Genomic DNA, 16,574 nt, shown 5'->3' with positions numbered 1-16,574 from the left:
TCACGTGTGATTCGGACGTGGGCACAGCTTTGTGGCCCATGTGACTGAAAAGCCAACGCGGACGCGGCCCCCAGCGTCAAGCGGAACCACTTAACGAGATGACAACACCACGCTCCGCAGCAGTTGTGAAGACTCTGCGGAATCACATCCAAGTGACGTGCACCATCCGGTCATCCACAGGAGGCCCAGCGAAAACACCCCAAGGCATACGAAAAGGGCCGGGAGTGTTCTCCCGGCCCTTCTCGCAGGTGTACGCGCGTCAGTCCGCCTGCTGCTGGCGCTTCGGCCGCCACACCACCAGCGCGCTGGTCTGCTGCACCTCCTGGTACGGCACCAGGTCGCGACGGTACGACGCGTGCACCGCCGCCTCGCGCTGCCGCATCGCCGCCGCGGCGCCGTCGAGCGCGTCCTCCAGCTCGGCCACGCGGGCCTGGAGCGCGGCGACCTGGTTCTCCAGTTCGATGATGCGCTTGATGCCCGCCAGGTTGATGCCCTCGTCCTGCGACAACTGCTGCACCTGGCGGAGCAGTTCGATGTCACGGGCCGAGTAGCGGCGGCCCCGGCCGGCCGTGCGGTCCGGGGACACCAGGCCCAGACGGTCGTACTGGCGCAGGGTCTGCGGGTGCAGGCCGGACAGCTGGGCCGCCACCGAGATGACGTAGACCGGGGTTTCCTCGGTCAGTTCATACGGGTTGCGTCGACGACCGTCCATCTGACTCATGCTCCCTTCGCGGCCTGGAACAGATCCGCCCGCGGATCCTCGCCCGCGGTCGCCTCGCGATACGCCTCCAGTGCGTCACGAGCCTTCCCCGTCACGTCCTTCGGGACACTCACCTCGACGGTGACCAGGAGGTCGCCGCGAGTGCCGTCCTTGCGGACCGCGCCCTTGCCCCGGGCGCGCATCGTACGGCCGTTCGGCGTGCCGGGCGGCAGTTTCAGCGTGACGGGCGGGCCGCCCAGCGTGGGCACCCGGACCTCGCCGCCGAGGGCCGCCTCGGCGAACGTCACCGGGACGGTGACGGTGAGGTTGTCGTCCTTGCGGCCGAACACCGGGTGGGAGTCGACGTGCACGACCACGTACAGGTCGCCCGCGGGGCCGCCGCGCTCGCCCGGCGCTCCCTTGCCGCGCAGCCGGATCCGCTGGCCGTCGCTGACGCCCGCGGGGATGCGCACCTGCATGGTCCGCGAGGACTTGGCCCGGCCGCTGCCCTTGCAGATCTCGCAGGGGTTCTCCGCGATCAGGCCGCGGCCCTTGCAGTCCGGGCAGGGGTCGGTGAGGGAGAAGCCGCCGCCGCTGCCCCGGGCGACCTGCCCGGTGCCGACGCAGGTCGGGCACACGCGCGGCGTGCCGTTCTTGTCGCCGGTGCCCGAACAGGCCTTGCAGGGCGACTGCGAGGACATCCGCAGCGGGACCGTCGCGCCCTCGATGGCCTCGGTGAAGCTGAGCGTCACCTCGGACTCGATGTCCTGGCCGCGCCGGGGCTGCGTCCGCGTCCCCGGGCCGGCGCCGCCGCGGTTGAACAGGCCCCCGAAGACGTCACCGAGGCCGCCGCCGAAGCCGCCGGCCCCGCCCTGGCCCTGGGCGCCGCCTCCGAAGAGGTCGCCCAGGTCGAAGTTGAAGGAGCCGCCCGCGCCACCGGGCCCCGGGCGGAAGCCGCCGTTGCCGAAGAGGGCGCGCGCCTCGTCGTACTCCTTGCGCTTCTTGGGGTCGCCGAGGATGTCGTTGGCCTCGGAGATCTCCTTGAAGCGCTCCTCCGCCTTGACGTTGCCCTTGTTGGCGTCCGGATGGTACTCGCGGGCGAGCTTCCGGTACGCCTTCTTGATCTCGGCCTCGGTGGCGTCCTTGGGGACGCCGAGGACCTTGTAGTAGTCCTTCTCGATGAAGTCCTTGGTGCTCATCCTCGACGCCCCTCCTTCCCTTCGTCTGCGTCAGCCCTCGTCCGGGCCACCGCTCTCCTTGTCGTCGGCGTCGGCGGACTCCTCCGCCTTGACCGTCTGCGCCCCCGGCTGGGGCTCGGCCACCGCCACCCGCGCGGGGCGGATGGTGCGCTCGCCGATCCGGTACCCGGGCTGCAGGATCGCGACGCACGTCGTCTCGGTGACGTCCGGCGCGTAGCTGTGCATCAGGGCTTCGTGGATCGTCGGGTCGAAGGGCTCGCCCTCCTTGCCGAACTGCTGCAGGCCCATCTTCGCGGCGGTGCTCTCCAGCGACTCGGCGACGGACTTGAAGCCGCCGACCAGTTCGCCGTGTTCGCGTGCGCGGCCGATGTCGTCGAGCACGGGCAGGAGCTCGGTCAGGAGGTTCGCGATGGCGATCTCCTTGACCGCGATCCGGTCGCGCTCGACCCGGCGGCGGTAGTTCTGGTACTCGGCCTGGAGGCGCTGGAGGTCCGCGGTGCGCTCACCGAGCGCGGTGCGCACCTGGTCCAGCTGGGCCACCAGACCCGCGTCCTGGCCCGTGTCCCCGGCCGGGGCCGCCGCTTCCTCGGAGGAGGGGGAGGCGGCCTTCGGCTCGGCGTCGTCGGAGGTGGCGCCGGAAGGGACGTCGGGCTGCTGCTCGTCGAAGCCCGGGGTCTCCTCCGTCACGCGGCACCGTCCTTCCGGTCCTCGTCGACGATCTCGGCGTCGACGACGTCGTCGTCAGCGGCCTTGGCACCACCCGCGGTGGCACCCTCGGGCCCGCCGGCGGCCTGCGCGGCGCCCGCGTCCGCGTACATGGCCTGGCCGAGCTTCTGGGAGACGGCCGCGACCTTCTCCGTGGCCGTGCGGATCTCGGCCGTGTCCTCGCCCTTGAGCTTCTCCTTCAGCTCGGCGACGGCCTCCTCGACCTCGGTCTTGATCTCGCCCGGGACCTTGTCCTCGTTGTCCTTGAGGAACTTCTCGGTCTGGTAGACGAGCTGCTCGCCCTGGTTGCGGGACTCGGCGGCCTCGCGGCGCTTGTGGTCCTCCTCCGCGTAGCGCTCGGCCTCCTCGCGCATGCGGTCGACCTCGTCCTTCGGCAGCGAGGAGCCGCCGGTGACGGTCATCTTCTGCTCCTTGCCCGTGCCCAGGTCCTTGGCGGTCACGTGCATGATGCCGTTGGCGTCGATGTCGAAGGACACCTCGATCTGCGGGACGCCGCGCGGCGCCGGGGGCAGACCGGTCAGCTCGAACATCCCGAGCTTCTTGTTGTACGCCGCGATCTCGCGCTCGCCCTGGTAGACCTGGATCTGCACGGACGGCTGGTTGTCCTCGGCGGTGGTGAAGATCTCGGACCGCTTGGTCGGGATCGTCGTGTTCCGCTCGATGAGCTTGGTCATGATGCCGCCCTTGGTCTCGATGCCGAGGGACAGCGGGGTGACGTCGAGGAGCAGGACGTCCTTGACCTCGCCCTTGAGGACACCGGCCTGGAGCGAGGCGCCGATGGCGACGACCTCGTCCGGGTTCACACCCTTGTTGGCCTCCTTGCCGCCGGTCAGCTCCTTGACGAGCTCGGCGACGGCGGGCATACGGGTCGAGCCACCCACCAGGACGACGTGGTCGATCTCGCTGATGGAGATGCCGGCGTCCTTGATGACGTTGTGGAACGGCGTCTTGCAGCGCTCCAGGAGGTCCGCGGTCAGCTGCTGGAACTGGGCGCGGGTGAGCTTCTCGTCGAGGTGCAGGGGGCCCTCGGCGGAGGCGGTGATGTAGGGCAGGTTGATCGAGGTCTCGGTGGACGAGGACAGCTCGATCTTCGCCTTCTCGGCGGCCTCGCGCAGACGCTGCAGGGCCATCTTGTCCTTGCCCAGGTCCACGCCGTGGCCGGACTGGAACTGCTGGACCAGGTAGTCGACGATGCGCTGGTCCCAGTCGTCACCACCGAGGTGGTTGTCACCGTTGGTGGCCTTCACCTCGACGACGCCGTCGCCGATCTCCAGCAGCGAGACGTCGAACGTACCGCCACCGAGGTCGAAGACCAGGATGGTCTGGTCGTCCTTGTCGAGGCCGTACGCCAGGGCGGCGGCGGTCGGCTCGTTGACGATGCGCAGCACGTTCAGACCGGCGATCTCACCGGCCTCCTTGGTGGCCTGGCGCTCGGCGTCGTTGAAGTACGCCGGGACGGTGATGACCGCGTCGGTCACCTTCTCGCCCAGGTAGGCCTCGGCGTCCCGCTTCAGCTTCTGCAGCACGAAGGCGCTGATCTGCTGCGGGTTGAAGGGCTTCCCGTCGAGCTCGATCTTCCAGTCGGTGCCCATGTGGCGCTTGACGGACCGGATGGTCCGGTCCACGTTCGTGACCGCCTGGCGCTTGGCGACCTCGCCGACGAGCACCTCACCGTTCTTCGCGAAGGCGACGACGGACGGCGTGGTCCTGGCGCCCTCGGCGTTGGTGATGACGGTGGGCTCGCCGCCCTCCAGAACGCTGACGACGGAGTTAGTCGTGCCCAGGTCGATGCCGACCGCACGTGCCATGGTTGATTCCTCCAGCTGACTTGAGTGGAACGGACTCAAGTGTGCACGACGGCTCCCGACCGGTCAACAGAGCTGAGTCGAGCGGGCTCAACTCTTATCCGCTCCTTACACGCAACGACGCGCTGACCTGCGGCGATACTGTGCGTCGAGCGGCGTACACCGGCACACGGGAGAGGGCGAACACCACCACGAGAGCCACGCCGGGCACCCACCACAGGGCGTCGGCCCCGACCCAGCCGGCGTGCGCGAGTACCCCGACGAGCACGCCGGAGAACGCCCCGACGCCCAGCAGCAGAGTGACCCCCGGCACGGTCAGCCCGAGCCGCCGCAGCCGGTGCGCGAGGTGGTCGGGCCCGCTGCGGACGACGGGCCGCCCGCTCAGCCGCCGGGCCAGCAGGACGAGTACGGCGTCGGCGCTCCCCAGGGCCGTCAGCGCGAAGAGCACCCCCGCGCTCTCCCCGAGCCCGAACCCGGCCCGGACGTGCACCAGCCCGAGGGCGATCACGAACCCCGCGGACATCGATCCGCAGCTCCCCAGCGCCACGCGCGCGGGGTGCCAGTTGTGCAGCAGGAAGCCGGTCAGCGCCGCGGCCAGCACGCTCATCAGCACGGCGATCCCGTCCAGCACGTCGATCGCCGCGCAGGCCGCCACCCCGAAGGCGGTGACGACCCCGACCGTCCCCGCGAGCCCGTCGGCGTGGTCCAGCCCCCGGAAGGCGAGGGTCACCCCGACGACCCACAGGACGCCGAGCAGCCCGGTGCCCACGCCCGTCTCCCCGTACGGCACGACACACGCGGCCGCCACGCCCGTACCGCCGGCCAGCACCCGCCGCCGCAGCCGCCACACGTCGTCGACGAGCCCGAGCAGGGCGACCACGCCGCCGGCGACGAGCAGCCCGTCGATCCCGCTCCCGGCCGCGCCCCACTCCTTGACGCCGACGACCGTCCCGGTGACGACCACGACGGCCACGCCCCCGGACAGCGGCACCTCGCGCTGCCGCCGCCGCTCGACCAGCCGCAGCCGCAGGGCGGGCACCCGCAGTACCGCCGCGAGGAGGGCGGTGAGCAGGAGGGCGGTGGCGGCGGCGGTGATCCCGTAGAGCACGGGATATAAGTTAGGCGTCACTATGACATTTCGGTACGAATAACACGACGGGATCCGGGTCGAATCCGGAGGGTTCCTGAGGCAACCCTGAGCGATTCAGATCACTGCCCACCCGGCTACAGTGCGGCGGAAGATAGGGGTAGTCTCAGACGGACTGCATAAGTTACCGCTTAGTAATTTCGGGGAACCCTCATCGCGACAGGTCACCCCGACGAAACCCTCGCAGGCCCGAGGAGCCCCCATGCAACTCGCCGCGATCATCGTGTCGCTGGTACTGACCGTGGTCGGCGTCGCGCTGCTCGCACGCGCGATCGGCCAGTTCGTCCGGTACTTCAAGCTGGGCCAGCCCGTGCCCGCCGGTACCCGGACCGACAACCCCTACCAGCGCAGCGTGACCCTGGTGAAGGAGTTCCTCGGCCACACGCGCATGAACCGGTGGGGCATCGTCGGTGTCGCGCACTGGTTCGTCGCGATCGGCTTCCTGACGCTGCCGCCGACGATCATCACCGCGTACGGCCAGCTGTTCCAGGCCGACTGGACGCTGCCGGTGCTCGGCGGCTTCCTCCCGTACGAGCTCTACATCGAGTTCATCGCGGCCATGACGACCCTCGGCATCGCCACACTGATGGTGATCCGCCTGCTGAACCTGCCGTCGCGCCCGGGCCGCAAGTCCCGTTTCGCCGGCTCGAAGATGGGCCAGGCGTACTTCGTCGAGTACGTCATCCTCACCATCGGCCTGGCGATCTACGTGCTGCGGGGCCTGGAGGGCGCGCTGCACCACGTGGACGGCTACGAGGCCGCGTACTTCGCCTCGTACCCGCTGGTCCTGGCCTTCAAGGGCCTGAGCGTCGCGACGCTGCAGAACCTCGTCTACTTCTTCGCCATGATCAAGCTGGGCACGACCATGATCTGGATGATCACGGTCAGCCTGAACACCAACATGGGTGTCGCCTGGCACCGCTTCCTGGCGTTCCCGAACATCTGGTTCAAGCGCGAGGCGGACGGCGGCACGGCCCTCGGTGCCCTGCAGCCGATGACGTCCGGCGGCAAGCCGATCGACTTCACCGACCCGGGCGACGACGACGTCTTCGGTGTCTCCCAGGTCGAGCAGTTCTCCTGGAAGGGCCTGCTGGACTTCTCCACGTGCACCGAGTGCGGCCGCTGCCAGTCGCAGTGCCCCGCCTGGAACACGGGCAAGCCGCTCTCCCCGAAGCTGCTGATCATGTCCCTGCGGGACCACGCGCACGCCAAGGCGCCGTACCTGCTGGCGGGCGGCGGCAAGACGATGGAGGGCGAGGAGAAGGGGTCTCCCGAGGCCCTGAAGGACGTCCCCGCGTCGGCGCTGGCCGAGGCCGAACGCCCCCTGATCGGCACGCTGGAGGACAACGGCGTCATCGACCCGGACGTCCTGTGGTCCTGCACCACGTGCGGTGCCTGCGTCGAGCAGTGCCCCGTCGACATCGAGCACGTCGACCACATCGTCGACATGCGCCGCTACCAGGTGATGATCGAGTCGTCCTTCCCGTCCGAGGCGGGCACGATGCTCAAGAACCTGGAGAAGAAGGGCAACCCCTGGGGCCTGGCGAAGAAGCAGCGCCTGGAGTGGCTCAAGGAGGTCGACTTCGAGGTCCCGGTCGTCGGCAAGGACATCGAGGACCTGTCCGAGGTCGAGTACCTGTACTGGGTCGGCTGCGCGGGCGCCCTGGAGGACCGCGCCAAGAAGACCACGAAGGCCTTCGCGGAGCTGCTGCACATCGCGGGCGTGAAGTTCGCGATCATGGGCGGCGACGAGAAGTGCACCGGCGACTCCGCCCGCCGCCTGGGCAACGAGCCCCTGTTCCAGGAGCTCGGCATGGAGAACGTCATGGCGCTGAACATGGCGTTCGGCGAGGAGATGGACGAGGACGGCAAGGTCACGCCGGAGTCGGCGAAGCCCAAGTCCTCCAAGAAGATCGTCGCGACCTGCCCGCACTGCCTCAACACGCTCGGCAACGAGTACCCGCAGCTCGGCGGCGACTACGAGGTCATCCACCACACCCAGCTGCTCCAGCACCTGGTGGACGAGGGCAAGCTGATCCCGGTCACGCCGGTCGAGGGCATCATCACGTACCACGACCCGTGCTACCTGGGCCGCCACAACAAGATCTACACGCCGCCGCGCGAGATCATCGCCGCCGTCCCCGGCGTCCGCAACGAGGAGATGCACCGCCACAAGGAGCGGGGCTTCTGCTGCGGCGCGGGAGGCGCGCGGATGTGGATGGAGGAGCGGATCGGCAAGCGCATCAACAACGAACGCGTCGACGAGGCCCTCTCCCTCAACCCCGACATCGTCTCGACGGCCTGCCCGTTCTGCCTGGTCATGCTGACCGACTCCGTCAACGGCAAGAAGAACGACGGCAAGGCGAAGGAGTCCATCACGGTCGTGGACGTCGCCCAGCTCCTCCTGGACTCGGTGAAGACGCCGGTCCCGGCGGAGGGCGACGACGGCGACGACGGTGACGACGACGGCGGGGAGCCCCCGGCGGGCACGGCGGACTCGACGAGCACGCCGGAGCCGGAGCCGGTGAAGTAGGCGGTTTTCGAGGCTTGCCACTGACGCCCCCTGCCCGGGGTCACCGGGCGGGGGGCGTCGGCGTTGCGCGGCGACTACGGCGGCGGAAGCGCGGGACGTAGCGGAGTTGAGGCTCGGAGGCCTCGTCGAGTGCAGTCCGGCGCCTATGTCGAGCTGGGTCGCTTCCGTGATGTCGGCCGGCCGGAACACGCGTCCCCGCCGTCATCGGTGATTCAGAACGCACGGCTTCGCTACCGGGTCGTCGGTACGGGGCTGCGGACGGGGCGATGACGTATGGGCGTACAGCGACGGTTGAGGCAGCGTCAAAGGGGGTGTCCGAACGGTAGGGCCTACGGGAATCGGGCAAAGGCGCATTCCAAGCGCTGCGCGGTGGTATGCGATTCACATAACGCGGTTCAGCGTGCCCGGCAGGAGTGGGGTAGCCAACCGGGCGATGAGACGACGAAGCCTTCCTTGCGTCAGACCTCCGTCCATGTACGCGGAAATCAGGAACCGTGCACGAGCCTCGAATGGCATCGGCACGTCATGAGCGGCCGGGAGCCTGGCTCGGAGCTGTCGACGGGACCGCGTTTGCTGCAAGTGTGAACGGCTGCCCGATCTGAAGTCCACGGCTCCGGGGAGCACAATGGGAGTGGATGCGGAAGCATCGTCCAGTCGGGCGGTCCTCCCGTATCTGTTCCATACATCTTGAGGGCTGGGATCATCATGGAACAGATCCAGGCAGTTCAACAGGTCGATCGTTACGTACATGAGCGCCGCTTTACAGACCAGAGCCTGGTCAGCTGGGCACTGTACTTCTTTCTGCTCTCATGGCTTACGCTCGGAATCTACTCGATCTTCCTCTTCTATCGCCGCATCCAGCGCGCTGACCACTTCAGGAACCGGCGGGCCCATTACTATAACGCGGTCATCGAAGCGACACGTCAGTATGCGGAGACGCGCGGGCAGTACGGGGCTGCTCATGACGACCTCGACGACCTCCAACGCTTCATAAAGGCACGCTTCTCCGACGAGCACAAACCGATCCAAGCCGGCCTGTCACTGATCTTGTCGATCATCACGTTGGGGATATACGGACTCTACGCCGAATACCGCATGATGCGCTTCTGGTGGGAGATACAGCTCACCGAGCAGGACTTCGACGAGAAGCTCAGCTTGCTCTGGACCAAGTTGGAGATCGTCAGGTACCCCCTGACTTTCGAGCCCGACCAGGAGCTGAACAGAAGCTTCGGAATCCACCTCTTCCTCACTATCATCACACTCGGCATTTTCGGAATCGTGTGGGATTACCGCCTGCACACCGATCCGGATAAGGTATTTCCGGAGTTCCATTCGGCCGAGGACGGAGTTATCAGTGCGCTGCGTAACACCGCTGCCCGCTCATAGACTCGCCACGATGCCGGCCCGGAGACCCGTCCGGGATCTATCCGACGGTCGGGCTTCGTCGATGGCCAGGAGGTGAACCGCCAGCGCGGACTGCGCACTAACGAGGTGGCTGCCTCCCGGCCTCAGTCGTGCGGTGTCAGCGCCCCACCCTCACCACCTCCGACACAGCCCCCCGGAACGACTCCGTCGCCTCGAACCGGGCGCGGAAGTAGCCGCGGCGTGCATCGGTGATGTCCGTCGAGAAGGCGTGGCCCTCGCCCGACCAGTGCGCCTCCGTCGTGCGGAGGGTCCTCCAGCGCTTGCCGTCGCGGGAGTGCTGGATGTGGACCGGGATGACGCCGGGCGTCCAGCCGTCGGGGAAGTCCATCGCGCCCTCGACGTGGACGCCGCCCTCCTGGGCGCGGGTCGCGGAGAAGGACGTGAACGTCGAGGCGCGCAGGACCGTGATCTCCGGGCTGTTCCTGGAGGCCGGGGCGATGAACGGGTCGTCGCTGTGGGACGCCATGCGGAAGGTGCCGGTCTCCCCCGGGGTGTGGGTGAAGGTGACCTTGCCGTCCGCGCCCGTGGTGAAGTAGCCGACGACCGCGAACTGACCGCCGGAGGACGGCTCGTACAGCACTCCGCCGCTCTGGCCCTCGAAGGGCACCCACCCCTGCGGCGTCTCGCGCTCCAGCGTCGCCGTGATCGTGACCTCCTGGCCGAAGTCGATCGTCCGGGGCGCCGCCGGGGTCTCGATCGTCCAGCGCGTGGCCACCTGGCGGATGCCGATCCGGGTGGGCTCGGACTCGCCGTAGAGGACGTGGGGGTGCGTGGTGTCGTGGCGGTAGACGGCCTGCACCGGCACCGCGTCGTTCACGGTGACCGTGCCCGAGAAGCGTCCCTGCGCGTCCGTGCGGACGGTGTTCTCCGTCCAGTAGTCCACGTCGAGGTCCACCCGGTGGTCCGCCAGCGGCTTCAGCTCGCGGGTCCCCGGCCAGCGTCCCTTCAGCGTGCCGTCGACCCGCACCTCGCGGTGGTCGGTGTCGATCTCCGTGCGGTCGGGGCGCACGTCCTCGAAGACGGCCGCGACGTAGTAGGCGAGCGAGCCGGCGGAGTTGTCGACGGTGCGGTCGCCGTCCGCGTCCGTGGCCTCGATGCGGACGTCGTAGCTGCCGAGCGCGGGCAGGTCGAGGGGCTGCTTCGTGCGCCACACGCCGTCGTCCGCCGTGCCGGAGGCCAGGGTGAACGCGTCGTTCTCCACGACGGCGACCTCCTGCTGGGTGGCCGCTGAGACGAGGTGGGCCCGGATGTCCGTGATGGCGCTGTCGGAGCTGATGCCGACCTGCAGGGTGCCGAGGTCGCTCGAGACGCTGTTCGCCCAGCGGACGTCCGGCGCCTGACCCTCCGCCCCTGCCGCCTCCGCCGCGTGCGCCGCTGGCACGCCGGTCAGCAGGAGTGCGGCGGCCGTACCGATGGCGGCCCAGGCCGCCCGTGTTCTGAACAAGGTTCCCCCCACAAGGTCCCCCACAGGGATGTGTCGAGAGCCGTACCAGCACCGGGTACGGCCGAACGGCCTTTCTATCCCACGGTTCTGACAACCGTCCCCCGAGTTACCGCACCAGCGGCGGGCACGGCCGGAGGGGTGGTGCGCGGGGCGCACTCGAGGGGCGCGTTTTATTCGCGACTGCACTGGGCCACCTCAGGTGCGTATGAGTCGCGTCACCGGCAGTTGTGAAGATTCATTCGGCAAAGGGCACTTGACGTGCTCTCACTCCTCAACGGCACCCACCCGCCTCACCCTTGGCAGATTGCGAATCAGTAAAAGGGGTTCCGTTCAGCGAATAGTTGTTCAACTATGAAGGTCCACAGATGAGGGGGATTTGTGAAGATCACTGGTTGCGCTTCGCGCACGGTCGGGCAGGGGGCCCGGGCGAACCGGTGACGCGGTGCTGGTGCCGTTCCCACACCGCTTCTCACGCAGTACCACGCCACGGCCACCTGCCTCAGGAACAGGCGGCCGTACTTCAGGGGTGAGGAAACCACCATGCACATATGTGTGCTGGGGCAGGGCTATGTCGGCCTGCCCCTGGCCGTGAGGGCCGCCGAGGTCGGGCACACCGTCACCGGCTACGAGCCCGACCGGACGCGCTGCGCGGCGCTGGCCGCCGGGTCGTCGTACGTCGAGGACATCGGCGACAGCCGGCTCGGGGCGGTGCTGGACTCGGGCGCGTACCGCGCCAGTTCCGACCCGCAGGACCTCAAGGGGTTCGACGTCGCCGTCATCACCGTGCCGACCCCGCTCACCGACCGCGCGCCGGACCTGAGTTGCGTACGGGACGCCGGTCGCGTGCTCGCGGAGTGGATCGAGCCGGGCGCCACCGTCGTCCTCGAGTCGACCACCCACCCCGGCACCACCCGTGACGTGCTCATACCGTTGCTGGAGGAGGGTTCCGGCCTCGTCGCCGGGCGGGACTTCCACGTCGGTTTCAGCCCCGAGCGCATCGACCCGGGCAACGCCGACTGGCGGCTGGAGAACACGCCGAAGATCGTCGCCGGGCTGACCGAGAGCTGCCTGCGGCGCGTGAAGGACTTCTACGACACCGTCACCGAGGTCACCGTGCCCGCGTCGGGGCTCGAAGAGGCCGAGCTGGCCAAGGTGTTCGAGAACACCTACCGGCACGTCAACATCGCCCTGGTCAACGAGCTCTCCCGGATGGCCCACACCCTCGGCGTGGACGTCTGGCACACGCTGGAGCTGGCCGCGACCAAGCCCTTCGGGTTCACCAGGTTCCAGCCCGGGCCCGGTGTCGGCGGGCACTGCCTGCCCATCGACCCGGTCTACCTGAGCCACCACGTCAAGGCCCGGCACGGGCAGACGTTCCGGCTCATCGAACTGGCCCAGGACATCAACGAGAGCCAGCCGGACTACGTGGTGCGCCGGCTGCAGGACGCCCTGAGCCGCCGCTTCCGGCGGAGCGTGCACGGGGCGCGCGTCCTCGCCCTGGGCGCCGCCTACAAGCCGGGCACCTCGGACGCCCGCCAGTCGCCGGCCGTCGAAGTCACCGACCGGCTGCGGGCGATGGGGGCGGACGTCACCGTCGTGGACCCCTATCTGCCGGACACGGACGGCGGTCGCCGCGACATCCCCTTCGGCGCGGCGCCGGAGGCAGAGACGGAGACGGCGACCGACACCGTCGCCGGCTTCGACGCCGTCGTCCTGCTCACCCCGCACGCCGAGTTCGACCTCGGCCGGCTCGCCGCCGAGGCCGCCTACGTGCTCGACACCCGCGGCGTCATGCCCGCCGCACCCCACATCGAACGCCTCTAGAGAGCCACGACAGGAAACGGCTCCGGAGAGCCACGACAGGAAGAGGGAAAATCATGTACGGACAGAACGGTGTGGGTGCCGCCATCGGGACCGCCACCGGCGGAGCCGCCCTGGCCGCCACCGGCGGCACGGCGCTCGGCTGGATCGTGCTGGGCGCGATACTCCTGGTCATCGGAGGCGTCGCGGTCTTCCGCACGGCCACCCGCGGCAAGCGAGCGACCGCTTGAACGCCTCGCACACCCCGCACACCCCGCACACCTCGCACGCCTCGCACGCCTCGTACGCCCGCCCCTCCCGGGTGCGGTTCACCGTCGTGACCGCCGTGGTGGTGGCGGCCCTCGCCGCCGCCACGGTGGTGGTGCACCTGCAGTCGAAGAGCCCGGTCCTCACGTTCTACTGGTGGCTGGGCATGACGGTGATCGTGCTCTGCCTGGTCTCGTTCCTGAAGGGCCGGACCTTCACCCACCTGCCGGTGGCGCCCGGCCGCACGGTGGCGATCATCCCGGCCTTCGAGGAACCGTCGGAGAATCTGCACCGCACGGTGCGGTCCCTGCTGGCCCAGACGCACCCGGTCGACGAGATCCACGTCATCGACGACGGCTCGCGGCAGCACCCCGTGGAGCCCTTCGACCACCCCCGTGTCTTCTGGCACCGCCAGGAGAACAAGGGCAAGCGCGGGGCCCAGGTCACCGTGCTGCGGCACCTCCAGGAGCAGGACAAGCACTTCGACTACGTCCTCACCATCGACTCGGACGGCGAGCCCTTCCCGGACGCGCTCGAACAGCAGCTGCGGGCCATGAGCAACCCGCGGATCCAGGCCACCACCGGCATGATCTACGTCCGCAACTTCGAGGAGAGCTGGGTCTCCCGGGCCGCGGACATCGACATCGGCACCTCGTGCGTGATGATGCGGTCCTCGCGCTCCATGCTCGGCGCGCTGGAGACCACCTCCGGTGCCCTGGCCCTCTATCGGGCCGAGCTGCTCTACGACCACCTGGACGCCTACGAGGTCGAGTGCGGCACGGGCGACGACCGCTGGCTGGCGCTGCGGGCGCTGATGCGCGGCGAGGTCGTCGCCGTCAACGAGGCCGGAGTCGTCACCGACATGCCGACGACGCTGCGGAAGACCTACCGGCAGCGGCTGCGCTGGGCCCGGTCCTGGTGGTGGATGCTGCCGTTCGTGTACGAGCGGCTGTCGCTGAAGCAGCTCATCTCGCCGACCTTCGGCCTGCTGCAACTGGTCATCACGCCGGTGATGCTGGCCTGGACCGTCGTCATGACGCTCCTGACCCTGGGCGGCCGGTACCACAACCCGGGCATCGCGCTGGTGTACCTCGGCGTGTACCTGGTGGTCCGGTACGGCCAGTCGGGGCTGTACGTGCTGATGCGGCCGGACATGACCGCGCGTCAGCGCTGGCGCTCCTGGCTGGTGGGCACCCCGGCGGCCGTGTTCATGAACATCGTGCTGCTGTGCCCCACCCGCTACTGGGCCCTGTTCAAGCTCCGCGACAACGCCTGGCAGTCGCGGGGGCTGACGGCGAAGGCGGCACTGCCCCAGGGCGGCGGCCGCCACCGTGCCGGACCGAAGAACCTGCAGAAGGTGTGAGGAAACCGGGCAGCGGTACGCGATGAGTTCCGGGCGTCGGGGTGACCGCGGGTGACGTCGGCGGGCAGGCGTTCGCGTTCGGGCTGGCCGGCGAGGTGACACCACCCGCAGGGCGCCCGCCCCACCCCGGGGTGACCTCCCTGAGCTGCGAGGTCGCCGAGGCGCTCCGCGTCGCGCGGGACGCCGTCGGCGGCCTCCGCCTGCGGCCGATGGACGCCGAGTGACACCGGCCCCCTCCCGGCCGGTGCCCGCGGACTGACACCGACCCCCTCCCGCCGATGCCCGCCAACCGACACCGCCCCCGCGTCCCGGCCGTCTCGGCGGGAATTAACCGAACTCACGTACAACCCTTACGTCCCCACGTGGGTCTCCTGATCGCCGACCACCCGTGAACGCCCGGACAACCCCCGGCGAACACGGCCGGTCCCGGCACCTCATCGACGGTGGATGCCCGCCACGCATCCCGCATGCCGCAGGAGACCCCGCATGCCCCAGCACCAGCGACGCGCCCCCGGGCGCCCGCAGCCGCGCCCCGCACCACCTCGGGACTCCGCCCCCACGCCCCAGGCCGGCCCCGGCACACCCGCCGCCGCCTGAGCCCCGCCCTCCCCTCTTCCCCCGGAGCCCCGTCTTGCGCAAGCGCACCCTCATCCTGGCCGCGGCCCTCACCACCGGCCTCCTCACCGCCACCCCGGCCTCGGCCGCCCCCTCCGGCCTCACCGGGGACTTCAACGGCGACGGATACCGCGACGTCGCGGCCGGCGCCCCCTGCGCCGACGTCGGCTCGGCCTCCTGCGCCGGCGCGGTCGTCGTGCTGTACGGCTCGGCGTCCGGTGTCTCGGCCGCCCGCAGGGCCGTCATCACGCAGAACTCCGCGGGCGTGCCCGGCACCGCCGAGTCCGGCGACCTGTTCGGCAGCGCCCTGGCCGGCGGCGACCTCGACCGGGACGGCTACTCCGACCTCGTCGTCGGCGCCTCCAACGAGAGCATCGGCGACCGGGACGGCGTCGGCTCCGGCACCGTCCTGTGGGGCGGGAAGTCCGGCCTGACCAGCGGCAAGGGCCTGCCGCAGCCGTCGACGCTCGCCGAGTACGGCAACTTCTCCCGGGGCATCGCGACCGGCGACTTCGACGGGGACGGCGACCTGGACGTCACGCTCACCGGCCAGAGCCACACCCGCATCTACAACGGCCCCTTCACCCGCACCGGCGGCCCGCTGAACAACCTGCGCGTCGGCGAGGTCGGCACCACGTTCGAGGTGTTCGCGGGTGACATGACCGGCGACGGCGCGGCCGAGCGCGTCTACCCGTTCAACGTGGACGGCGACACCGGCGGCCAGATCAACTACTTCCGCTGGACCGGCACGGCGTACAAGATGGCCGACCTGTCCAGCGCCGACGGCTACCCCGGCGCCATCGGTGACATCAACCGCGACGGCTACGGCGACCTCGTCCTCGGCGACCACACCGACCCCTACGACCTCAAGCCCGGCGGTCACAAGGGCGGGCAGATCACCGTCTGGTACGGCGGCCCCACCGGCCCCGACCCGGCGCAGACGCCGACCGTGATCCACCAGGACACCGCGGGCGTGCCCGGCGCGGGCGAGGCCGAGGACGGTTTCGGCAGGGCCGTGAGCACCGGCGACATCAACGGCGACGGATACGCCGACGTCGTGGTCTCCGCCCCGGGCGAGGACCTCGGCACGGCGAAGGACGCGGGCTCGGTGACCGTGCTGTTCGGTTCCGCCGCCGGTCTGAGCACCACCGGTGTGAAGTCGTACACCCAGGACACCGCCGGGGTGCCCGGCTCCGCCGAGTCCTGGGACCGCTTCGGTTCCGCGGTCGCCCTGACGGACGTGACCAAGGACGGCAGGGCGGACCTGGTCGTCGGCGTCGACGGCGAGAACTCCACGGGCGGCCTGTGGACCCTGCGCGGCTCCGCCTCCGGCCTGACCACGAGCGGCGCGCAGGGCATCACCACCACCGCCGTCGCCCTGAAGAGCGGCCACGGCCTCGGCTCCGCCCTCGCCCAGTGACACCCGCCCTCGCTCACTACGGCCCGGCCGGACCCCCGTGTCCCCCGCCGGGCCCCCGTCACGCCCCGTCGGGCCCCCGTCACGCCCCGTCGGCCCCCGGTGGCACCCCGTCGGACTCCCTTGACGTTCC

13 protein-coding genes are annotated in these 16,574 nt (G+C 69.7%); 7 read left to right on the top strand and 6 right to left on the bottom strand.

Going from position 1 to position 16,574, the window contains the following annotated elements; translation table 11 throughout:
• Positions 1–259: 259 nt before the first annotated feature.
• From C1703_RS21400 to C1703_RS21380, 5 genes are all read right to left on the bottom strand, one after another.
• Positions 260–712 (bottom strand): helix-turn-helix domain-containing protein, encoded by a 453-nt coding sequence (locus tag C1703_RS21400; protein WP_031116078.1) that lies wholly within the window; start codon positions 710–712, stop codon positions 260–262.
• 5 nt (positions 713–717) lie between these two features.
• Complete coding sequence (gene dnaJ / locus C1703_RS21395; protein ID WP_114254401.1) at positions 718–1,899, bottom strand: molecular chaperone DnaJ; 1,182 nt, start codon at positions 1,897–1,899, stop codon at positions 718–720.
• Between the two features lie 30 nt (positions 1,900–1,929).
• A complete protein-coding gene (gene grpE / locus C1703_RS21390) occupies positions 1,930–2,586 on the bottom strand; it encodes a nucleotide exchange factor GrpE (protein ID WP_114254400.1) in 657 nt (218 codons plus the stop codon).
• Positions 2,583–4,433 carry a molecular chaperone DnaK gene (gene dnaK / locus C1703_RS21385; RefSeq protein WP_114254399.1) on the bottom strand — a complete coding sequence of 617 codons (1,851 nt, stop codon included), beginning with the start codon at positions 4,431–4,433 and terminating at the stop codon, positions 2,583–2,585. The genes grpE and dnaK overlap by 4 nt, the downstream gene beginning before the upstream one ends.
• Before the next feature lie 94 nt (positions 4,434–4,527).
• Complete coding sequence (locus C1703_RS21380; RefSeq protein ID WP_114254398.1) at positions 4,528–5,538, bottom strand: MraY family glycosyltransferase; 1,011 nt, start codon at positions 5,536–5,538, stop codon at positions 4,528–4,530.
• Positions 5,539–5,779: 241 nt separating this feature from the next.
• Here C1703_RS21380 and C1703_RS21375 point away from each other — a divergent pair, with 241 nt between their 5' ends.
• Together C1703_RS21375 and C1703_RS21370 are read left to right on the top strand one after the other, a co-directional pair.
• Positions 5,780–8,110 carry a (Fe-S)-binding protein gene (locus tag C1703_RS21375; protein ID WP_114254397.1) on the top strand — a complete coding sequence of 777 codons (2,331 nt, stop codon included), beginning with the start codon at positions 5,780–5,782 and terminating at the stop codon, positions 8,108–8,110.
• A gap of 705 nt (positions 8,111–8,815) precedes the next feature.
• On the top strand, positions 8,816–9,496 hold the full coding sequence (locus tag C1703_RS21370) for a DUF4234 domain-containing protein (RefSeq protein WP_114254396.1): 681 nt from the start codon (positions 8,816–8,818) through the stop codon (positions 9,494–9,496).
• 136 nt (positions 9,497–9,632) lie between these two features.
• Here the strand turns inward: C1703_RS21370 and C1703_RS21365 are convergent, their stop codons facing one another.
• A complete protein-coding gene (locus tag C1703_RS21365; protein ID WP_232840551.1) occupies positions 9,633–10,979 on the bottom strand; it encodes a hypothetical protein in 1,347 nt (448 codons plus the stop codon).
• Positions 10,980–11,519: 540 nt separating this feature from the next.
• Between C1703_RS21365 and C1703_RS21360 the strand changes: the two genes are divergently transcribed.
• From C1703_RS21360 to C1703_RS21340, 5 genes are all read left to right on the top strand, one after another.
• Positions 11,520–12,803, top strand: a complete 1,284-nt coding sequence (locus C1703_RS21360) for a nucleotide sugar dehydrogenase (RefSeq protein ID WP_114254395.1) — start codon at positions 11,520–11,522, stop codon at positions 12,801–12,803.
• A 53-nt stretch (positions 12,804–12,856) separates the two neighbouring features.
• Positions 12,857–13,030 carry a peptidase gene (locus C1703_RS39020; RefSeq protein ID WP_157993148.1) on the top strand — a complete coding sequence of 58 codons (174 nt, stop codon included), beginning with the start codon at positions 12,857–12,859 and terminating at the stop codon, positions 13,028–13,030.
• Positions 13,027–14,409 carry a glycosyltransferase gene (locus C1703_RS21350; protein WP_232840550.1) on the top strand — a complete coding sequence of 461 codons (1,383 nt, stop codon included), beginning with the start codon at positions 13,027–13,029 and terminating at the stop codon, positions 14,407–14,409. The genes C1703_RS39020 and C1703_RS21350 overlap by 4 nt, the downstream gene beginning before the upstream one ends.
• 41 nt (positions 14,410–14,450) lie before the next feature.
• Complete coding sequence (locus tag C1703_RS21345) at positions 14,451–14,633, top strand: hypothetical protein (RefSeq protein ID WP_114254392.1); 183 nt, start codon at positions 14,451–14,453, stop codon at positions 14,631–14,633.
• 407 nt (positions 14,634–15,040) lie between these two features.
• The gene (locus tag C1703_RS21340) at positions 15,041–16,444 is read left to right on the top strand and encodes an FG-GAP-like repeat-containing protein (protein ID WP_114254391.1); all 1,404 of its coding nucleotides are present in this window, start codon (positions 15,041–15,043) and stop codon (positions 16,442–16,444) included.
• Positions 16,445–16,574: the final 130 nt, after the last annotated feature.

Source organism: Streptomyces sp. Go-475 (assembly GCF_003330845.1).
Classification (GTDB): Bacteria; Actinomycetota; Actinomycetes; order Streptomycetales; family Streptomycetaceae; genus Streptomyces.
The sequence above is the reverse complement of the archived record's forward strand: the minus strand, read 5'-3'. Positions and strand labels throughout refer to the sequence as shown.